General features: G+C 46.5%; 22 protein-coding genes. 10 read left to right on the top strand and 12 right to left on the bottom strand.

Features of this window, described 5'->3' with window-relative positions; all coding sequences use genetic code 11:
* Nucleotides 1-50: 50 nt before the first annotated feature.
* From TRNA_RS26935 to TRNA_RS26915, 5 genes are all read right to left on the bottom strand, one after another.
* Nucleotides 51-623: a TetR/AcrR family transcriptional regulator gene (locus TRNA_RS26935; protein WP_009328938.1), complete on the bottom strand. Its 573-nt coding sequence runs from the start codon at nucleotides 621-623 to the stop codon at nucleotides 51-53.
* Nucleotides 624-819: 196 nt separating this feature from the next.
* A complete protein-coding gene (gene hemY / locus TRNA_RS26930) occupies nucleotides 820-2232 on the bottom strand; it encodes a protoporphyrinogen oxidase (protein WP_011197720.1) in 1413 nt (470 codons plus the stop codon).
* 15 nt (nucleotides 2233-2247) lie between these two features.
* Nucleotides 2248-3186, bottom strand: a complete 939-nt coding sequence (hemH, locus tag TRNA_RS26925; protein ID WP_009328940.1) for a ferrochelatase — start codon at nucleotides 3184-3186, stop codon at nucleotides 2248-2250.
* A 73-nt stretch (nucleotides 3187-3259) separates the two neighbouring features.
* Complete coding sequence (gene hemE, locus TRNA_RS26920; RefSeq protein ID WP_011197719.1) at nucleotides 3260-4321, bottom strand: uroporphyrinogen decarboxylase; 1062 nt, start codon at nucleotides 4319-4321, stop codon at nucleotides 3260-3262.
* A 125-nt stretch (nucleotides 4322-4446) separates the two neighbouring features.
* Nucleotides 4447-6585, bottom strand: coding sequence for a transglycosylase domain-containing protein (locus TRNA_RS26915; RefSeq protein ID WP_011197718.1), 2139 nt, complete (start codon nucleotides 6583-6585; stop codon nucleotides 4447-4449).
* Nucleotides 6586-6717: 132 nt separating this feature from the next.
* On the opposite strand from TRNA_RS26915, the gene TRNA_RS26910 reads away from it, so the two are divergent.
* The 3 genes from TRNA_RS26910 to TRNA_RS26900 all read left to right on the top strand — a co-directional run bounded on the left by TRNA_RS26910 (nucleotide 6718) and on the right by TRNA_RS26900 (nucleotide 10017).
* Nucleotides 6718-7221: an antibiotic biosynthesis monooxygenase family protein gene (locus TRNA_RS26910; protein ID WP_011197717.1), complete on the top strand. Its 504-nt coding sequence runs from the start codon at nucleotides 6718-6720 to the stop codon at nucleotides 7219-7221.
* A 108-nt stretch (nucleotides 7222-7329) separates the two neighbouring features.
* Complete coding sequence (locus TRNA_RS26905; protein ID WP_011197716.1) at nucleotides 7330-8703, top strand: hypothetical protein; 1374 nt, start codon at nucleotides 7330-7332, stop codon at nucleotides 8701-8703.
* A 141-nt stretch (nucleotides 8704-8844) separates the two neighbouring features.
* Nucleotides 8845-10017, top strand: coding sequence for a M20 family metallopeptidase (locus TRNA_RS26900; RefSeq protein ID WP_162840067.1), 1173 nt, complete (start codon nucleotides 8845-8847; stop codon nucleotides 10015-10017).
* Nucleotides 10018-10037: 20 nt separating this feature from the next.
* Here TRNA_RS26900 and TRNA_RS26895 read toward each other — a convergent pair whose 3' ends face one another.
* Genes TRNA_RS26895 through TRNA_RS26885 form a run of 3 tightly spaced genes read right to left on the bottom strand, consistent with a single transcriptional unit; the run spans nucleotide 10038 to nucleotide 12757 of the window.
* A complete protein-coding gene (locus tag TRNA_RS26895; RefSeq protein ID WP_011197714.1) occupies nucleotides 10038-10748 on the bottom strand; it encodes an EcsC family protein in 711 nt (236 codons plus the stop codon).
* A 52-nt stretch (nucleotides 10749-10800) separates the two neighbouring features.
* Entirely contained in the window at nucleotides 10801-12024 is a 1224-nt protein-coding gene (locus TRNA_RS26890) for an ABC transporter permease (protein WP_011197713.1), read from the bottom strand.
* Complete coding sequence (locus TRNA_RS26885) at nucleotides 12017-12757, bottom strand: ABC transporter ATP-binding protein (RefSeq protein WP_009328947.1); 741 nt, start codon at nucleotides 12755-12757, stop codon at nucleotides 12017-12019. The genes TRNA_RS26890 and TRNA_RS26885 overlap by 8 nt, the downstream gene beginning before the upstream one ends.
* Before the next feature lie 527 nt (nucleotides 12758-13284).
* Here TRNA_RS26885 and TRNA_RS26875 point away from each other — a divergent pair.
* The 3 genes from TRNA_RS26875 (at nucleotide 13285) to TRNA_RS26865 (ending at nucleotide 15646) form a co-directional block, all read left to right on the top strand.
* Nucleotides 13285-13704 (top strand): HIT family protein, encoded by a 420-nt coding sequence (locus tag TRNA_RS26875; RefSeq protein ID WP_009328949.1) that lies wholly within the window; start codon nucleotides 13285-13287, stop codon nucleotides 13702-13704.
* 198 nt (nucleotides 13705-13902) lie between these two features.
* Nucleotides 13903-14976 (top strand): 3-phosphoserine/phosphohydroxythreonine transaminase, encoded by a 1074-nt coding sequence (gene serC, locus TRNA_RS26870; protein ID WP_003180262.1) that lies wholly within the window; start codon nucleotides 13903-13905, stop codon nucleotides 14974-14976.
* A 142-nt stretch (nucleotides 14977-15118) separates the two neighbouring features.
* On the top strand, nucleotides 15119-15646 hold the full coding sequence (locus TRNA_RS26865) for a tryptophan transporter (protein ID WP_003180260.1): 528 nt from the start codon (nucleotides 15119-15121) through the stop codon (nucleotides 15644-15646).
* 90 nt (nucleotides 15647-15736) lie between these two features.
* Here TRNA_RS26865 and TRNA_RS44070 read toward each other — a convergent pair whose 3' ends face one another.
* Nucleotides 15737-15928, bottom strand: coding sequence for a hypothetical protein (locus tag TRNA_RS44070; RefSeq protein WP_003180258.1), 192 nt, complete (start codon nucleotides 15926-15928; stop codon nucleotides 15737-15739).
* A gap of 161 nt (nucleotides 15929-16089) precedes the next feature.
* Here TRNA_RS44070 and TRNA_RS26855 point away from each other — a divergent pair, with 161 nt between their 5' ends.
* Nucleotides 16090-16446, top strand: coding sequence for a YtxH domain-containing protein (locus TRNA_RS26855; RefSeq protein WP_003180256.1), 357 nt, complete (start codon nucleotides 16090-16092; stop codon nucleotides 16444-16446).
* A gap of 193 nt (nucleotides 16447-16639) precedes the next feature.
* Nucleotides 16640-17260 (top strand): HTH-type transcriptional regulator Hpr, encoded by a 621-nt coding sequence (locus TRNA_RS26850; protein ID WP_003180254.1) that lies wholly within the window; start codon nucleotides 16640-16642, stop codon nucleotides 17258-17260.
* Here TRNA_RS26850 and TRNA_RS26845 read toward each other — a convergent pair.
* Entirely contained in the window at nucleotides 17257-17604 is a 348-nt protein-coding gene (locus TRNA_RS26845; protein ID WP_003180252.1) for a YhaI family protein, read from the bottom strand. The genes TRNA_RS26850 and TRNA_RS26845 overlap by 4 nt on opposite strands.
* Before the next feature lie 213 nt (nucleotides 17605-17817).
* On the opposite strand from TRNA_RS26845, the gene TRNA_RS26840 reads away from it, so the two are divergent.
* Both TRNA_RS26840 and TRNA_RS26835 read left to right on the top strand, forming a co-directional pair.
* Entirely contained in the window at nucleotides 17818-18333 is a 516-nt protein-coding gene (locus TRNA_RS26840; RefSeq protein WP_003180250.1) for a DUF3267 domain-containing protein, read from the top strand.
* A 78-nt stretch (nucleotides 18334-18411) separates the two neighbouring features.
* Nucleotides 18412-18627 carry a hypothetical protein gene (locus TRNA_RS26835; RefSeq protein WP_003180249.1) on the top strand — a complete coding sequence of 72 codons (216 nt, stop codon included), beginning with the start codon at nucleotides 18412-18414 and terminating at the stop codon, nucleotides 18625-18627.
* Between the two features lie 52 nt (nucleotides 18628-18679).
* Here TRNA_RS26835 and TRNA_RS43175 read toward each other — a convergent pair whose 3' ends face one another.
* Nucleotides 18680-18778 carry a YjcZ family sporulation protein gene (locus tag TRNA_RS43175; RefSeq protein WP_003180247.1) on the bottom strand — a complete coding sequence of 33 codons (99 nt, stop codon included), beginning with the start codon at nucleotides 18776-18778 and terminating at the stop codon, nucleotides 18680-18682.
* A gap of 127 nt (nucleotides 18779-18905) precedes the next feature.
* Entirely contained in the window at nucleotides 18906-18992 is an 87-nt protein-coding gene (locus tag TRNA_RS43170) for a YjcZ family sporulation protein (RefSeq protein ID WP_003180245.1), read from the bottom strand.
* Nucleotides 18993-18997 lie beyond the last annotated feature (5 nt).

The raw sequence follows: 18997 nt of genomic DNA, 5'->3' as shown, positions 1-18997 counted from the left end.
GCCGCTCTCCTTACGCGACTAAGCACCCCTTTAAACAAAGAAAGGATAATCTAACGAGATAATCCTTTTAAAATATACATTTTCAGCATCTCTGCCAACTCTTCATCTTTCAGCGGTTCATGGTTTTTTTCCCAGTCAAAGATGAGCGCGATGTAAAGCTTGAAGATGACAAACGCGTTCAGCTCTGGGTCACACGGTCTAATATCGTCATTTTTAATTGCTTCTTTAATTTTTCTCTTAATATAGCCGATGACCATGCGTTCCAGCTTTTCAATCACCTCGCGGGCCGCCGGTGTGCCGAGCTCCGCGCCTTCCTGAAAGATCTTAATGGTCAGCTGGTGCCTCTTTCTGTACTCCAATATCGCCATCATCGCGCGATGGGCATTTTCGTGAAAAGGCAGATCAGGGTCAATCGCTTGATCAGCCGTTTGCTTCATTTCAATCAGAAGCGAAGAAAAAATGTCATCGAACAGTTCCTCTTTATTCTTGAAAAAGGTATAGATCGTACCCTTGCCGACATTGGCAAGCTTCGCCACCAGATCCATCGTCGTCGCTTTGTAGCCGAATTGTGTAAACGATTTTGTCGCCGCTTCTAAAATCAGTGCTTTTCGATCTTTGCTCACGGTTTCTCACCCCGGAATTGACTATTTGAACATTTTGGTCAGTAAGTACAAAAAGTAATGTAACACATATAAATGTAAAATGCAAAGATTAAATGTTATCTTTTCCATAAACAAACTTTAAAATGATGAAAGCTGTAAAAAGAGTGAAAATAAAAAAAGCCGCCGAATGGTTTCGGTCAGCTTTTTTTGCTCTTCTTTATTCGAAAAGGTGCGAGAGTACATCGGCGACGGCCTGCTTGCCTTGGTCGATGCAATCAGGGATGCCGACCCCTTCAAATGAGGCCCCCGTAATGAAAACACCCGGATAGGACGCTTCCAAGCCTTCCCTGATTTCTTTAATTCTTTTCTTATGGCCGACATGGTATTGCGGCATCGCTTCATGCCATCTTGTGATGCAGGTCATTTCCGGTTCGCCGTCGATCTTCATAATCCGTTTTAAATCGTCGAGGACGATTTTCACCATTTCGTTATCAGACTGTTCGACAACGGACTCATCGCCGGCTTTCCCTACATAAGCCCTTAGCAGGACTTTTCCTTCAGGCGTTGTGCTCGGCCATTTTTTGTTTGTCCAGGTACACGCCGTAATGGAAAAATCGCTGTTTCTTGAAATGACAAAGCCCGTGCCTTGATGCTCCATTTGGACGGCTTCTTCCGGAAATCCGAGCGCCACATTGGCGACAGATGTTGACACCATATCCTCTAAACCCTTCAGCCAATCCTCTTTTTGAAACATCGCGGCAGCTGCTTTATGAGGAGCGGTGACCACGGCCGAATCGGCGTGAAGCACCTTGCCGTTGTCAAGCTTCATGCTGTAAGCCGAGCCCGCACGCTCAATGCTGACGACCTTTGTGCCTTTATAAACCTTTGTGATGCCGAGCTGCTTTTCCAATTCTTCAACTATCGTCTGCAGGCCGGTTTTCACCGTCTGGAACTGGCCTTTCTTTTTGTTTGCAGGCTTTCCGACGCTCTGGGCGCCGCGCGATTTTTTCATCCCGATGATCAAGCTTCTGTACTTCTGCTCTGTCTGATAGAACTGCGGGAAAGTCGACATCAGACTGAGACGGTCGATGTCCCCGGCATAAATGCCTGACAAAAGCGGTTCGATCAGGTTCTCCACCACTTCACCGCCGACGCGCCTTCTGAAAAATTCTCCGAGCGATTGGTCTTCCTGCGGCTTGCTTGCTGGAAGCACCAAATCCATTCCGGCTCTCAACTTCCCCGGCAAGGAAAACAAGCCGGTTGTCAGAAAAGGACCGATTTTTGTCGGCACCCCCATCACGGCTCCTTCCGGAATCGGATAGAGCGTTTCGCTGACAAGCACATAAGACTGGCCAGTCGCATTGTTCACAAGCAAATGCTCCAGTCCGAGATCCTTCACGAGCTGAGGTGCGCTTTGTTTCCGTTCCAAAAATGAATCCGGACCCCGTTCAATCACATAGCCGTCTTTGTGTACCGTCTGCATCTTTCCGCCCAGTCTCGGGCTTGCTTCAACAAGCGTGACTTCGGCCGGGAGATCATTCTTTTTGATTTCCTTCTCCAAGTAGAAGGCGGCGGCCAACCCGGTAATACCGCCGCCGATGATGACAATCTGCCTGCGTTCTCCACTCATTTACAATCGCCTTCTTTACTGTTCTTTCTCCAATTGTTTTAATACAACATCCGCTAAAGCATCGATAAACTCATGTTTAGCGTTAGGCATTTCAGGTCTGTAATAGCTTGCTCCGATATCGTCCGTGACGACTTTGCACTCATAGTCATTGTCATAAAGGACTTCCAAATGGTCGGCTACAAAGCCGACGGGAGCATAAACAAAAGCGCTGTACCCTTTTTGCTCTGACAAGTCGCGCGTCAAATCCTGAACATCCGGTCCCAGCCACGGATCAGGGGTGTTTCCTTCGCTTTGCCAGCCGACGGCGTAATCTTTTACTCCCGCCGCTTCGGCAATCAGCTTCGCTGATTCTTTAAGCTGTTCAGGATACGGATCACCCATTTCGACGATTTTTTCGGGAAGGCTGTGCGCCGATACAATCAAGACGGCGTTTTCCCTCTCTTCCGAAGGCATTTCGTCATAGATTTTTCTCACCTGATCCGCCCAATAAGCGATAAATTTCGGCTCATCATACCAGCTGTTGATCGATGTGATCGACAATTCGCCGAGCTTTTCAGCCTCGTCTTTCGCCCGCTTGTTGTACGACTGTACGCTAAAGGTGGAGAAATGGGGCGCGAGCACGATGCTGACGGCTTCTGTAATCCCGTCTTTATGCATCTCCCGAACGGCATCCTCAATGAAAGGTTCGATATGTTTGAGACCGATATATGCCTTGAACACCACATCATCCTGAAGCTCGTTTAAGCGTTTTTCCAGCTGCTTCGTCTGCTCCTGCGTGATCTTTGCAAGCGGAGAAATTCCTCCGATCGCCTTATAGCGGTCTTTTAAGTCCTGAAGCATGTCAGGCTCAGGCTTTCTGCCTCTTCTGATATGTGTATAATAACGTTCAATGTCTTCCTCTTTGTACGGCGTCCCATATGCCATGACAAGAAGCCCCATTTTCTTTTTACCCAACGTGAACACCTCTTTAAAGATCATGATCTATACGTATTTTGACAGTTTATATTGAAAAGACCAACTGAAATGCTCATGTGATCAGGCTCGATTTTTTTGAGGCGGAATACTCATGAACAAATGCCGTCAATTTTTTCAGTGTGTCGGGACTCACTTCTGGAAAGATCCCGTGTCCGAGGTTGAAAATAAACCGGTCCGTCTGCATGCCCTGATCGAGAATGGCTTTCGTCCTTTCTTCGATGACTTCCCACGGGGCAAGCAGGATCGAAGGATCCAAATTTCCCTGGAGCGTTTTTGTCAGCCCTTTATCCCTGGCTTCCTGTACGCTCATCCGCCAATCCAGCCCGACGACGTCGAGGTCAAGATCGTGCCATTCAGTCGCGAGGTGGCTTGCGCCGACCCCGAACATAATCAGCGGCACGTCTTCTTTTTTCAACTCTTTGAAAAGAACGTCCATCGTCGGTTTGATGTAGCGGCAGTAATCACCGGCGTTCAGCGCGCCGACCCAGGAATCGAACACCTGGATGGCTTTGGCGCCGGCGCGGATTTGAGCTTTGACGTATACAGCCGCCATCTTCCCGAGCTTTTTCATCAAAAGATCCCATGCAGCAGGCTGGCTGTACATAAACGCTTTTGTTTTATTGTAGTTTTTGGACGGGCCGCCTTCGATCATATAGCTGGCCAATGTAAAGGGCGCCCCTGTAAAACCGATCAGCGGAACGTTCAGCTGTTCTTCCGTCAACAGCCTGATCGTCTCCAGCACATATGGAATATGCTCTTGCGGATCGAGTTCGCCGAGTTTTTCAACATCTGCGAGAGATGTAATCGGCTGATCGATGACAGGGCCGATCCCGTTTTTAATTTCGACGTCAACGCCAATACCTGGAAGCGGTGTCATTATGTCTTTATAAAGTATCGCCGCATCGACATCGTACTGTTCGACGGGCAGCCTTGTCACATAAGCGCACAATTCGGGCTGATGCGTAATTTCAAACAGACCGTACTTTTCCTTGAGCGCTCTGTACTCAGGCTGTGATCTTCCGGCCTGCCTCATGTACCATACCGGTACATGGGCGGCCTTTTCTCCTCGGCATGCTTTTAAGAATGTGTCATTAAAAGCCTTGTCGTTTTTCATCATGATATCCACCTTTCAAGCTGCAACCATACGTTCGCAAAATTACTCCTTCCAATATACCGTTTTTTTATTGAACGGTATACTCATGAGACTTATTGTTCAAGAAATTGATGAATTTCGGGTATCTAATGACCCGAAGGAAACACTTTCGGTTCAACATAATCAGTCCCTTTTCCCTCTGTTTTCGTCTGCGGATTGTATGGAACAATTTTGTAGGAAGCATCGGAAAAGATGTTTGCATAAGGGATTGAAAAGCTTCCTTTTCCCTTAACCGTATCAATCAGCGTTTCTTTTCCGTTTTTCCTTTCATATATTCGGTATTCAACCCTTTTATCCTCTTGTTCATGCCATTTTAATGACACCGTAATCAGCCCCATCGGCGTAAAGGAATAGTCTGCTTTAACGCTTTCCAGGTCTTCGAGGCGTATCGGCCTGTCCAGATCTTTTACCCCTTCAGGCGCCTTAAACCGTTCAGGCTTATGGTTGGTGCGTTTTAAAATGTCTTTAAACAGCCTTGTCGGATAAGCGCTGCCGCCTTTTAAATAATGGGACTCATCCGTTTTATCGTATCCCATCCAGACAGCTCCCGTCACTTCGGGCGTATACCCCGCAAACCAGGCGTCTTTAGTTCCGCCCTCTTTTCCGGTATACGTGGTCGAACCCGTTTTTCCTGCAATCTCCCCGGAAAAATCACCGGCCTTTCCCGTTCCGCTTTTCACGACCTCCTCCAGCATCCGCGTCATGTTCCACGCTGTTTGTTTGCTGAAAACCTTTTCCGATTTTTCCTCGTGGCGGAACATGACATCCCCGTTTTCATCGGTGATTTTTTTAATAAAAAACGGCTCGGTGTATTGTCCTGAATTTGCGAATGTCCGGTATGCCCCGGCAAGCTCGAGCGGCGACACCCCTTTTTCCAGACCGCCTAGCCCCAATGCCAGCCCTTCATCCGGCACGTTCATGCCCATACGGCTGAGATAAGGCTTCACCGTTTCGATTCCGATCTCATTTAACGTCCATACAGCAGGCGCGTTTTTGCTGTATGTCAGCGCATCCACCATCGAGACCTTGCCCGCGTATTGGCCGTCATAGTTTTTAGGCGAGTAGCCGCCGTATGACAGCTGTTTATCCTCGAGCATCGAATACGGCTTGAACAGCTTTTCTTCAAGAGCGGGGCCGTATACGGCAAGCGGTTTAAACGTCGAACCCGGCTGGCGCTGGGCGGTGGCCCTGTTATAGCCTTTTGGAGCATATTCCCGTCCCCCGAGAGCGGCTACTACGCCGCCTGTCCTGTTATCGATAAAAACGGCGCTCCCTTCAGCTTTGTTGTCTGTGCCGGGAAAATAGCCGTCCTGCTTCATCAGCGTGTAGGCCGCTTTTTGAATCGAAACATCGAGCGGAACACTGATCGTGTATCCGCCTTGGAGAAGCTGTTCGCTCGATATCGAATATTTGTCTTCCGCTTCTTTCATGACAAGATCAATATAGCTGTCAAGCCACGGATTTTTTGATTTTTCTTTCACATGGAGCCCCAATGTGCTGCCTTGGGCCCTGACGGTTTCCTTTGAGCTGATATATCCCTGCTCGTTCATCATGCCGAGAATGACATTGCGCCGCTCCCGGCTTTTTTCCGGATTGAGAATGGGCGAATACGTTGAAGGCGCTTTAGGAATGGAAGCCAGCACCGCTCCCTCACTGACCGTCAAGTCTTTCACATCTTTGTTAAAAAAGTAGTTTGCCGCCGCCTGGATTCCATAGACGCCGTGCCCGAAATATAGCTGGTTCAAATACATTTCCAAAAGCTTGTCTTTGCTGTAATCCCGCTCCAAATTGATAGCGATAATGACTTCTTTCGTTTTTCTTAAAAACGTTTTGTCATTTGTCAAAAAAGTGTTTTTTGCGAGCTGCTGGGTGATCGTGCTTCCCCCTTCCACTTTTCCTCCTGCTAATATATCTTTATAGACCGCACGGCTAACCGATTTAAAATCGATGCCGTGGTGCTCATAAAAGCGCTTGTCTTCAACCGCGATAAAGGCATTTTTTACATTGTCCGGCACCTCGGCAATTGAAACAGGCCTTCTGTTTTCGGTATAGAGGCTTGCGACTTCTTCTCCATTATGGTCGACGATTTTAGAAGAAGCATGGAAAATCAGTTTCTTTTCATCAATCACATAATCCCCCAGGAACAAAATCGTAATATATCCGATTAACGATAAAAGGAATATCGCCGCTGTAATGATGATTGGAATGAAAAATCTCTTTCTCATATGGTCACCTCATTCCTTTCTATAGCTAGTATGGGAATTTTTTCTTCAAATTATGTTGCAGCATTTATAGCGGGTAATGGATAGAATTTTAAATCGTCCTTTTGTTATACTATCAAAAAAGGGGTGATAAAATTGAATTTTTACATTACATACGGAACTGTCGATTTTTTAAAAAAGCTCGCCAAACAGCACGGTCTTGAAAACATGTTATTTATGAAAAGCCACGATTCCGCCATTCTCTTTCACGAAACCGACGGAGAAAGCGTCTTTCATTCTCCTCACCGCTACGAAATCATCGATCAGTCGGGATCTTTGGAACATTCCGGATTCACCGTCCTCAACAACATCCCTGTCACACCGGAAGGAAGGCCGCTTTTCGAAGCCCGTTTTAAAAACAGAGCCGGAAAAATCGAAAATCAGCCCGGCTTTAAAGCCCTCAGGGTGCTGAGGCCGAAAGACAGCGATACGTATATCGTATTGACACTGTGGGACAGAGAACAGTCATTTCAAGACTGGAAAAACTCCAAGTCGTTCAGCGAAGCCCACCAAAAGAAGGAATCTTCCGCAGGAATCAACCAAGGCGGAACGATTTTTTCCCGCCCATCCTATATTTCTTCGTATCATTCTGTCGAATAACTGCCTTTTAGGCAGTTTTTTTATTTCCGAGGAAATGAGCCCTTCCTTCACACTCTGACAGCCCAGGAATACGCTGTATGAGGTTATGTTTAAAGGGGGGATCGGAAAATGGAAATTGAATTAACGTCCGTTCACTTTTTATATTTGGGCTTTATTGCAGCTATTCTCGCATTTATGCTACTTCGTCTTGATACCACCTTTATATCGCTTGTCGGGATTTTTTTCATCTCATTAGCCGCGACCCATTCAGTCATGGCGTCTGTGATGGGCATGTTTAACAGCTTAATCTACGCCGCCGGGGAACTTCTTCCGACTATTTTCATCATCTGCTTTACCGTTTCGATGAGTGAGCTACTGGTAAAGACCGGCGTCAATGAAGCAATGGTCACTCCGATCGCCAAATGGATGAAAGGCCCTGTCTTGGCCTACTGGATCACCGGAGCTTTAATGTTTATCATTTCTTCATTTTTTTGGCCCTCCCCGGCTGTCGCATTGGTCGGCGCCGTCCTCCTGCCCGCCGCGCTGAAAGCCGGCCTCTCCCCGATGGCGGTAGCGTGCGCCATGAATTTATTCGGCCACGGTTTCGCTTTATCAGGCGATTACATCATCCAGGCAGCGCCTAAATTGACCGGAGATGCAGCCGGGCTGCCCGTTGCGGAAGTGATGTCTGCAAGCGTTCCGCTCGTCTTGATCATGGGCTTTTCGACAACGGGGGCAGCCTTTTTGATGCTCCGGAAAGAGAAAGGCAATAGAGCAGCGGCCAGTAAGCAGCTGCAAAGCGAGCCTGAGTGGCTTCTTCCCCAGACCTCCAGAAAATGGCTCGCGCTGTTGATTCCGGTCATTTTTTTAGGAGATATCGCCGCGATGCTGATATTGGAACTGCAGGGGGACGAAGCGACGGCGCTTGTCGGAGGAACGGCAGTCTTCGTCATGATTCTCATTCATTTTATCGTCCACAAACACCGGCGTCTTGAGAAAATCACCGGCTATTTCATTAGCGGATTTCAGTTTGGCTTTAAAGTGTTTGCCCCCGTCATTCCAATCGCCGCCTTTTTTTACTTGGGCGATGCGGGTTTTGAAAAAGTACTGACAGCAGAGATTCCCGGTTTTTCTAATAGGATCGTGCAGGACCTCGGCTCGGCCTTTGCCCACAGCGTTCCGCTCTCTCCGGAAATCGCCGCTGTTGCGCTCACTGTCACAGGAGCGGTGACCGGTCTTGACGGATCCGGATTTTCGGGGATTTCTCTCGCAGGATCAGCCGCTTCGATGTTTGCTGCGGCGGTTGACAGCAATCCAGCCGTTCTGACTGCGCTCGGCCAAATCTCAGCCATTTGGGTCGGCGGCGGTACGCTTGTGCCATGGGCGCTCATTCCAGTTGCAGCGATTTGCAAAGTTGACCCGTTCGATCTTGCCAGAAAAAACTTTATTCCTGTAGCTGCCGGATTAACCGTCACAACGATTGCCGCCATTTTTCTTCTATAAATACGGGACAGCAAGGTTGAACAGCGGCTCCAATTGTCATAAAATTATAAAAACTTACCATTCCTAAAAGGAGGAATTTTTTTGAGCGCATCCGGATTTGTCCGACAAATCAATAACCAGCTTGATGCCCACTACGATGAAATGGTCAAATTGAGGCGCCATTTTCATCAGCACCCGGAGCTTTCTTTTCAAGAAAAGAAAACAGCCGCATTTATCGCCTCTTACTATGAAGCGCTCGGTATTCCTATCCGCACCAACGTAGGCGGAGGCGGAGTTCTCGCCTACATCGAAGGCGGATCTCCCGGCCCCGTCATTGCGCTTCGAGCCGATTTTGACGCGCTGCCCATTCATGATGAAAAAGACGCGCCTTACCGATCGACTGTGCCGGGAGTCATGCATGCCTGCGGACACGACGGGCACACGGCAACCCTGCTTGTCCTCGCTAAAGTTTTGAATGAGCACGCGGACCGTTTAAAAGGAAAGATCGTCTTCATTCATCAGCATGCCGAGGAGTATTCGCCGGGCGGAGCCAGGCCGATGATTGAAGACGGCTGCCTTGACGGGGTTGACGTGATTTTCGGGACCCATTTGTGGGCTACAGAGCCGACGGGAACAGTTCAATACCGGACAGGACCGATCATGGCCGCTGCAGACCGTTTTACGATTACGATTAAAGGCAAAGGGGGGCATGGCGCACAGCCTCATAAAACAAAAGACGCCGTGCTGATCGGATCGCAGATCGTCACTTCCCTCCAGCAGATTGTCAGCCGCAGGCTTGATCCGACTCAGCCGGCTGTCATTTCGACAGGTTCATTTGTTGCCGACAACTCCTTTAATGTAATCGCTGATAAAGCCGTTTTAATCGGAACGGCGCGTTCCTTCAATGAAGAAATCCGCACCTTGATTGAAAACGAAATTGAACAGGTTGCAAAAGGTATATGCGGCATGCATGGCGCTGACTGCGACTATTCCTTCGAAAGGGGCTATCCGCCTGTCTGCAACCACCCGGAAGAAACGTCTTTTCTCGCAAAAATCGCCAAACAGACGGAAGGCGTTGAAAAAGTTGAAGAAAGCGGCATGCAAATGGGCGGGGAAGATTTCGCTTACTACTTGCAGCACGTCAAAGGGACATTTTTCTTCACAGGCGCCCGTCCTGAAGATCCGGAGGCGGTGTTTCCCCATCACCATCCGAAGTTTGATATCGATGAAAAAGCGATGCTGATCGCAGCCAAAGTGCTGGCAAATGCCGCGGTCTCCTATCAGGAGAAAGAGCAGGCGGTCCGCGAAACGCCTGCAATGGAACAACCGAAATAGCATAAAAAACAGCCGGATCATCAATATCCGGCTGTCTCATGAATCAATCTCAGATGGAAAACGTGCCTCGCTGTTTCCCCAAGGTGCCCAAGCAGCTTATAGTTAGCCGTTCCGCCTACGACCGCGCCGAAGCCGGGCACAAGCTGAAGCAGCTTTACAAGATCGAGATAGTCCCGGTACTCCTGCTGAAAAGCCTGCCAATCGATTTCGCGCTTTTCGGTATCCCAATGTTCGATCATGCGGAAAATTTCTTTTCGGTGCGCTTCTCCGGAAAAGGCGAGCTGAAAAATATACAGAAGAAACATCCGTTCTTCTTTCTCCTTAATATCGTATCCGTAAATCGACGCCAATTCAAACAGGCATTTCATTTTAATGCCGAGCAAGAGCGGAAAGTCCGCCAGTCCGAGAAAAATCCCGCCCGCGCCTGTTCCGATCCCTTCAACAGCAGCCGCCTTTTGATATTGAGCGATTGTCTTCTGAGCCAGCTCATCTTTTTCCCTTAGCGAAAGCGTGCCTGTTTTCTTGTCAAAAGTCGTTAAATTTGAGCCGAGCAAAGTAGCCTCGACCATCTTTTTAATGCTTTCTGTTATCGCCTTGTGAACTTTGGCGGGAATGCGGGCGTTAATTTTCGACTGTACCCCTTTCGACATCCGCTCAGCCATCGACGGCTTTCTGAGAAACTTCATTTTCCAGCGGGTCGCTTCCTCCAAATATAGCTGGTTTTCATTCATGCGCCACTCACCTCTTCTTTCATCATACTTGCGGAAAAAGAAAAGGATTCATCTATCTCTTGGCACTTTTCTTCAATCTGCTGCTGAAATAAGGCTTCAAAATCACAAATATAAGCAGCGCGGATCCGGCCAGTCCGGCGAGCATCCCGGTCCACTGCATCATGGCTCCGGCAGCGGCAGACAAAACAAGCGCCTGGACGCTCAGAACGATGTGAAGCAGGCCGAAAAAGCTCTTCCGTTTTTCTTCTGCTTTGACGGGATAAAGCTCCTGCAGTGGCAGGTGTGAAAAATGATCAAACAGCGGCGTCAGCTGAATTCCTGTAATGAATACGGTGAAGACGATGAGCGCGGCCGATACCCACTCATATGCCGAAAAATAAGCGATGATGATGCCAAAAATCACGGTCAGCCTGACGACGATGCCGAAATAGTCGTTTGATCTGATAAATGCCCTTCCGTACATATATGTAAATGTCCGGCTCTGTTCATACGGAATAAACCGGAGCATCCAATCGAGATATGCTCTTCTTTTCGCCTGTTTTCTAAGGTGGGGAACGTCCGTGAATAAGTTCGCAATTCTGTAGAACCGCTGCTTTCTTCTGATTTCGTCTTCAATATGCAGTTCCCATTTAAACGATTTTTTCTTATCGATCACCTTAAAATACACATACAGTGCGGCCATGATCAGGTAGACAGCTGCGGCAAATGCGTATGAAGACTCTAAAGCGAAATAGATCCCGATCGTGTTGAGAAGCAGTCTGACAAACCGGTCGGTAACCCTCATGTTTTTTTCGCCGAAAAACGTCATCCGCCATTGCATAGCCGTGTTCCATCCTTTTAAGACGAGCAGTTGAATCAGCAAGACGAGGTACGCGGAAAACCCCTTGCCGCTTGCTTCAAAATACAGCGGCGCCAAAGCGAGGGCCGCGGCGGCCAGAGGAAACAGCTGCGTCAAAAAACTAAACCGGAAAGCCTGCTGAAAATACGGCCCCATCTTTGCTTCAAGCGGCAGCAAAAAGACAAGGTCAGCTTCTTTAATCAGCGTGCGGACGTACGAGCCTGTCAAAATGAGCGAAAAGATGACGGCCATCACCCAATAGGCTGGAAAACCTTCGGGCATCTCTTTCAGCCATTTGCTGTACCAGCTCGCAGCTCCAGCGAGGAAAAAAATCATGACGATGACAAGGTGGTCATTCAGCATGTATTTCAAATATGATCTTGTTTCTTTGACATACTCCTCAATTCTTGTCTTCCAAATCCCCAGAATGCTATTCATAGCTCTCTTCCTTCGTCAGTTCAAGATACAGGTCATCGAGGCTCGCTTCTTCCATCGAAAACTGTTCTCTGAGCTCTTCAAGCGTTCCTTTCGCCCGCACTTCGCCGTTATGGAGAATGATGAAGGAGTCGCAATATCGCTCTGCCGTTGCCAAAATATGCGTCGACATCAAAACGGCCGAGCCGTTTTTCTTCGCTTCATTCATCCGCTCGAGAAGGGCATTGATCGCCAGCGGATCAAGACCGAGAAACGGTTCGTCTATAATGTACAGGTCAGGTTCGACAAGGAAAGCGCACATGATCATAACCTTCTGCTTCATTCCTTTTGAAAAATGGGCCGGGAACCATTTCAGACGCTTCTCCATTCTGAATTCCTTCAAAAGCGGCGGCAGCCTTTTCTCGAACGTTTCCTTCGAAAGCCCGTACGCCATCGCAGTCAGCTCCAAATGCTCCTTCAATGTCAGCTCTTCATATAAAATCGGCGTTTCCGGAATAAACGTAAATTGGGAACGGTAGCTTTCCGGATCGTCCATGAACGTTTTGCCGTTCAATTCAACAGATCCTTTGTGCGGTTCCATTAAGCCGATGATATGCCGGATCGTCGTGCTTTTCCCCGCTCCGTTCAAACCGATCAGCCCGACGATCTGCTCCCGTTCAATCGCAAATGAAACATCGCGCAGCACCGGGTTTCTTGTATACCCTCCAGTTAACTCTTTAACAGTCAGTAGTGACATACGTTCGTTCCTTTCCTGCATTTTTCTTAATAGTACCAAAAACAAGAATGTATTTGAAACGTTTTCCCTCCCGCTTTTCGGCCGTAAAAATAAAACGAATAATCGAAAGCGCCTTAGGACATTCTAATTCTTGAAGAAGGGAAAGCTTATCAACTCTGGCGAATGAGGTGTTTGTCAAAGACAAAATCCGGCAAGAGTCCTGAGTATGAAACATGTCAAGCTTAGAAATTTCTTTCATCCACTGAATTGAGAAAGCACCTGCTTTATTTGACGTCTTCGTCATATAAAAAAGGTGTGACGATCAAATGAGGTGTTTGTCGCAGGAAATGTATAGGCGTTACAAGTCTTCATTTTGACGAAAAATGGGGTGCTTGCAAAAGGCAGTTAACGTTTCTTCATTAAAGCGTAACCTTCTTCAGGCAGGGTGAACGTTGGAGCCGTTCATCCTGTTTTTCGTGTTTCTGCGCAAATTGTGGTAATATGTTGCTTATACATAACCTTTCCCTAATGGAAAAAGGAGGAAAAGTATGAGCGACTGTATTTTCTGCAAAATCATAAACGGGGAAATCCCTTGTGCAAAGGTATTTGAAAATGAACATGTGCTGGCTTTTCTCGACATCAGCCAAGTCACAAAAGGACACACGCTTGTGATTCCAAAAGTTCATAAAACCAATATTTACGAAATGACACCTGAAGTTTCACGAGAGTTTTTTGAAGCGGTTCCGAAAATCGCGCAAGCCATCAAAGACGAATACGAGCCGATCGGCTTGAACCTTCTGAATAACAATGGCGAAAAAGCGGGACAGTCCGTCTTCCATTATCACATGCACATTATTCCCCGCTACGGCAAAGGAGACGGATTCGGAGCCGTCTGGAAAACCCATGCGGATGACTATTCACCGGAAGACTTGCAGAACATTGCAGCTTCCATCAACAAACACCTGTAATCGAGACGTTGTCCAAGGGCGTCGGCAGCTGCCGGCGCCCTTTTTTCGTTCAAAAAAACTCCACATTTATCAGATCGCCCGGCACGGCTAAATAGCCATTGCTCTATATTTCACACAATTCAAATTTTTTATGTATAACCGGAACCTTTTATGATAGGATTGTTTTATATTTTTATACACGAACAGGGAGCGATTGTGATGATACGTACAACGAACTTTAACGCAGGACCAGCAGCACTGCCTTTAGAAGTGCTTCAGAAGGCAAAAGACGAATTTCTTGATTTCAATGGTGCGGGGATGTCCGTGATGGAGCTGTCCCATCGCAGCAAAGAGTATGACGCCGTTCATCAAAAAGCGAAAGCTCTGTTAAAAGAACTGATGGACATACCTGATGATTATGAAGTCATGTTTCTGCAAGGCGGAGCAAGCCTTCAGTTTTCAATGATTCCGATGAACTTTCTCTCCAAAGACAAAACGGCCCACTTCATTATGACAGGCGCTTGGTCTGAAAAAGCGCTGGCCGAAGCAAAGCTCTTCGGAAACACATCGATCATCGCGTCCAGCAAAGAAGATACGTACAGCTATATTCCTGAAGTACCGGAGATTCCGGCAGACGGGGCCTACCTTCACCTGACTTCCAACAATACGATCTTTGGAACGCAGTGGCAAAAGTTCCCCGACGCTCCGATTCCGGTTGTCGCGGACATGTCCAGCGATATTTTAAGCAGAAAAATCGATGTTTCCCAATTTGACATCATCTATGCCGGCGCTCAGAAAAACCTCGGACCGTCAGGGGTGACCGTTGTCATCATGAAAAAAGACTGGCTCGGCAAGGAAAATGAGCAAGTTGCCAAAATTCTGAAGTACTCAACACATGCCAAAGCGGATTCGCTCTACAATACCCCTCCGACATTTGCGATTTATATGCTGTCTCTCGTGCTGGAGTGGCTCAAGGAAAAAGGAGGCCTCGATGCCATTGAGAAACGCAACCGCGAAAAGGCCGGAATTTTATACAATGCGATCGACGAAAGCGGCGGATTCTACCGCGGCCATGCGAGAGAAGACAGCCGCTCAAACATGAACGTCACCTTTACGCTCAAAAATGATGAGCTGACAGCATCATTCATCGCAAAGGCAAAGGAAGAAAAAATGTCAGGGCTTGGCGGACACCGTTCGGTCGGTGGCTGCCGCGCTTCGATTTACAATGCCGTATCAGTTGAAGACTGCGAAAAGCTGGCTGCCTTTATGAAGAAATTCCGCGAAGAAAACTGATGTTTATCCTGATGATGGAAGATGGCGAAAAAGGCTTCCCCATTCCTTCGAAAGTTTGATATACTACTAGAAAGCTTTCGCAATAAATGACGAGCATATTATTGGAAAGCGTAAAAAGAGCCTAGATGAGGAGAGAATAGACATGAAAACAAAAGAATTAGTGGCTATGGCCCTGTTTGTCGCCATTGGAGCGGCGCTGCACGCTGTGATTCCGCCTTTTTTCTACGGAATGAAGCCGGATATGATGCTGATCATGATGTTTATGGGAATCCTTTTGTTCCCTAGACTGCAAAATGTTCTCGTCATCGGAGCCGTGACAGGCGTCATTTCCGCGTTGACGACGGCTTTTCCCGGGGGACAGCTGCCCAACATCATCGACAAACCGCTAACAGCCTTGATGTTCTTCGGCGTATTTCTGCTTGTGAAAAAGCTGAACAGCAAAACGCTTGCTGCCGCCGGATTAACTGCTGCAGGAACCGTTCTTTCCGGAACGATTTTCCTCACGGCTGCACTGTTCATTGTCGGCCTGCCTGGAAATCAGGGATTCATCACCCTGTTCTCTGTTGTCGTTTTACCAGCTGCCGTGATCAACACGATCGCCATGGCGGTCATCTTTCCGATCGTGCAGTCGATCATGAAGCGTTCAAGGCTGATTGAACAAGTCAAATAAAACAAGAACCTCTTCTAGAAAAGGAATATCTTTTTTGGAAGAGGTTTTTTTCGTTTTGATGGTCAAAAAAAGGGGAATCCGCCCGATATTTTATATAAGAAGCTGAATAAAAAAAAGGAGCAGGAGCGCCAACCCTGCGCTTCCCGTGCAAAAAAGCGCTTTTTGTTTAAGAATGCGTTTCGGCGGATAAGATGCAGAATATCCGAGAAGCCTTAAATAATAAAAGGAGCCGGCGGTAAACACAGCGCTTATAATTGTCAAAACAATGATTATGACAGACAACCCTCTCCCTCCTTTTTAAAAAAGTATGCTAAAATAAAGCAAGCTATGCAGAAGTTTCTAAGAAGAGGAACGGTTTGCCCGGCTCGGACGCCAATATCTAATCATGAGAAGGCCGGCGCCTGCCAAGCCTGATCTTTAAAAATATAACCGGGGTGATTTACATGTCAAAAGGCCGATCTTTAGCAGCTGGACTGATTGTAGGCGGTGTTATCGGCGGTGTTGCAGCATTGCTGACCGCGCCGACTTCAGGAAAAAACTTGAGAGGACAGCTTAAAGCCAACTGCGGTAAATGGGAAGACACCGTCAAAAGGCTGAAAAACGACGGAATCGCATTAAAAGAGCAATTCGTCAAAACCGCCATAGAAGGCGCGGAAATCATTAAAGACGTCGGCAGCGAACTGCAAACGTCCATCCAGGAATGGCGCGAGGAAATCAAACCTCATCAGCAGGACTTAAAAAAGGAAATCGCTGAGATCGAAGAAAAGATAAAACAGCTGGAGAAAACCTTACAAAACTAATATACTCAGCGAAAAAAATAAACCTTAAAAAAGGGGTGTGAATGGAAAATTTTCACGCTCCTTTTTTAGGTAAAATCCTGATTTCACACCGTAAAACTGGATTTTTTAAAAAATTCGTAAATTTACATCTTTATTAATCTTTATTTTATTGGCATAATAGAAATTATAAGATAAAGAGAAGCAGGTGAAGTGAATGAATCGAGCGGAAGAGCCCTATACGGTGAAAGAAGCCCTTTTATTCAGTCAAAGAATGGCACAGCTTAGCAAGGCGCTTTGGAAGTCGATAGAAAAGGATTGGCAGCAGTGGATTAAACCTTATGATCTGAACATTAACGAGCACCATATTTTGTGGATCGCCTACCAGCTGAACGGAGCATCCATTTCAGAAATCGCCAAGTTCGGCGTCATGCACGTATCCACAGCGTTTAATTTTTCAAAAAAGCTTGAGGAAAGAGGTTACCTGGAGTTTTCCAAAAAATTGAATGACAAACGCAACACTTACATTCAGCTGACTCCGAAAGGTGAAGAAGTTTTCCTTAAAATCCTCGAGTCTTACGATCCGACCCGGAACGCCGTCTTAAAAGGCGCTCAGCCCCTTCATCAGCTGTACGGGAAGTTTCCAGAAATCGTCGAGATGATGTCGATCATCCGCCATATTTACGGCGATGATTTCATGGAAATTTTCGAAAAATCGTTTTCAAACATCGAAAATGAATTTACGAGCGAAGAGGGCAAAATGAAGAAAAAACAAGAAGCAAAAGAAGCCGGGGAATCGATAGAGGTGGACAAACCGCTTGAGCCTCTTAAAAACTAAGCCAGATCGTACTGCCTGATAATGCTGATGAATTCGCTCATCAGCGGTTTGTAAAGACCTTGTCTGTGAAGGGCGAAAATCGTTTCGTGCACTTCAAGTTTTTCATTTAACTGTCCGGCAAAAAGCGTGAGGAGATGATCGAACATCACAAATCCTTGCGCTTTTTGTGCTTCAAGCTCCTTTGAGAGCTCTTCGCACAGCTTTTCCGTTTCCTTTGCTTCTTCCTCTGATAAGCCCTTTTCGATCAATATTTTATAGTACGGATACTCTTCCATATCCGCATTGTTCAATAACAGTTTGATGTAATATTCCAGCCGCTCGAGGCGTTGCTCCATTGAGTTCATATTTGTCTCTTCTCTCCCTTTCTCTTATTTTAGCCGATATTCCCTTCTGATGAAAGTTCAACACTGGAGATTTCTGATCCTTTTACACCCTTCTAAATTCTTTGGAAAATGACGAAATTTTTTTCGAAAAAGGGATTGATTTTTCTCATCCAGAGGAGTAAATTATTCTGAGGATTTCATATAACAGTTTGTTGAAACGGAAGGATGTCATTTATGAGTTGCTGGAAAACCATCAATCTCGTTAAAGATTATGGAGGCATGCGCATCGTGCTCACTGCCGTCAGTTTAATGATTTTATTTTTTATTCCCGAATATTTAGCGATGCAGCTTATTCATCCGCAAACTGTTCAGAGAGGCGATCATGCCCTTTTGTTTGCAGGACTTTTGGTTGCAGCTATAATCGCCCATAAAATTCTTCATATCTTGCCGATGATCAGCAAGAAAAAGTTAGAAAAAAAGATTTATTGGTTGAAAATGAGAACATGGAGAGAAATTCCGAAAAACATGATGCTTGTCTCTCTTCTCTGCCCTTTTTTGGTCATCACGCCTGTTTTGTTTTACGCGGGGGCGGCGATGCCGAGCTTTGCTCACTATTTCTGCATCATCTCAAGCATTCATTTCGGCTATTGTCTGCCTGATTTTCTGTTTGCCTGGAAACTGATCAAAGCGCCTAAAAACTGCTTTGTCGATCAGGAAGCCGACGATTTTGATATTTTAATACAAAAATAATCCAGCTGCTAGGCAGTTGGAAATTCCTTTTTTTCAGTCTATTTTCTATCTTTTTTAATAAATATTTGGTAATGTAGTATGGAGCAGAAACAGAGAGGGGGATCTCCTATCATCCTTTTTTATTTCATCTTGTTTGCGGTTTTTACTGTCTTCAACATAAACAAGCTTACAAACTCTTTATGCCTTGTCAGAGAGATTCCTGAAGAGCGGCAGGATAAGGTATTTAGAATGATTAATGTGCTGATCTTAATTTTATTGATCTCATCATTCATTGAGATTTCCTTTACGGTGTAAAGAAAAAGGATAGCTGCCGATCGTATTGATCCGGCAGCTATCCTTTTGTTTATTAGCATATCCAAGAAGCACCAATAATAATTAATAAGATGAACAGCACCACAAGCAGCGCAAAGCCGCCAGCGAAACCTCCTGCATAACCGTCGCCCATATTGACACCTCCTCTGCCCCAGTCGTTACATTAGTGTATGCACGAATGTCATGAAACGATTAGGCTATCGTCCAAAAGAAAAGAACCGCCTGAAAAAATGACGGTTCTTTTCTCATTTTCTAAGGTTTTAGTACAGATAAGCTGCACCAACGATGATTAATAAAATGAACAACACGACCAATAAAGCAAAACCGCTTGAGTATCCTCCGCTCATGTTAT

The organism is Bacillus licheniformis DSM 13 = ATCC 14580 (assembly GCF_000011645.1).
Taxonomy (GTDB): domain Bacteria; phylum Bacillota; class Bacilli; order Bacillales; family Bacillaceae; genus Bacillus; species Bacillus licheniformis.
The sequence above is the reverse complement of the archived record's forward strand: the minus strand, read 5'-3'. Positions and strand labels throughout refer to the sequence as shown.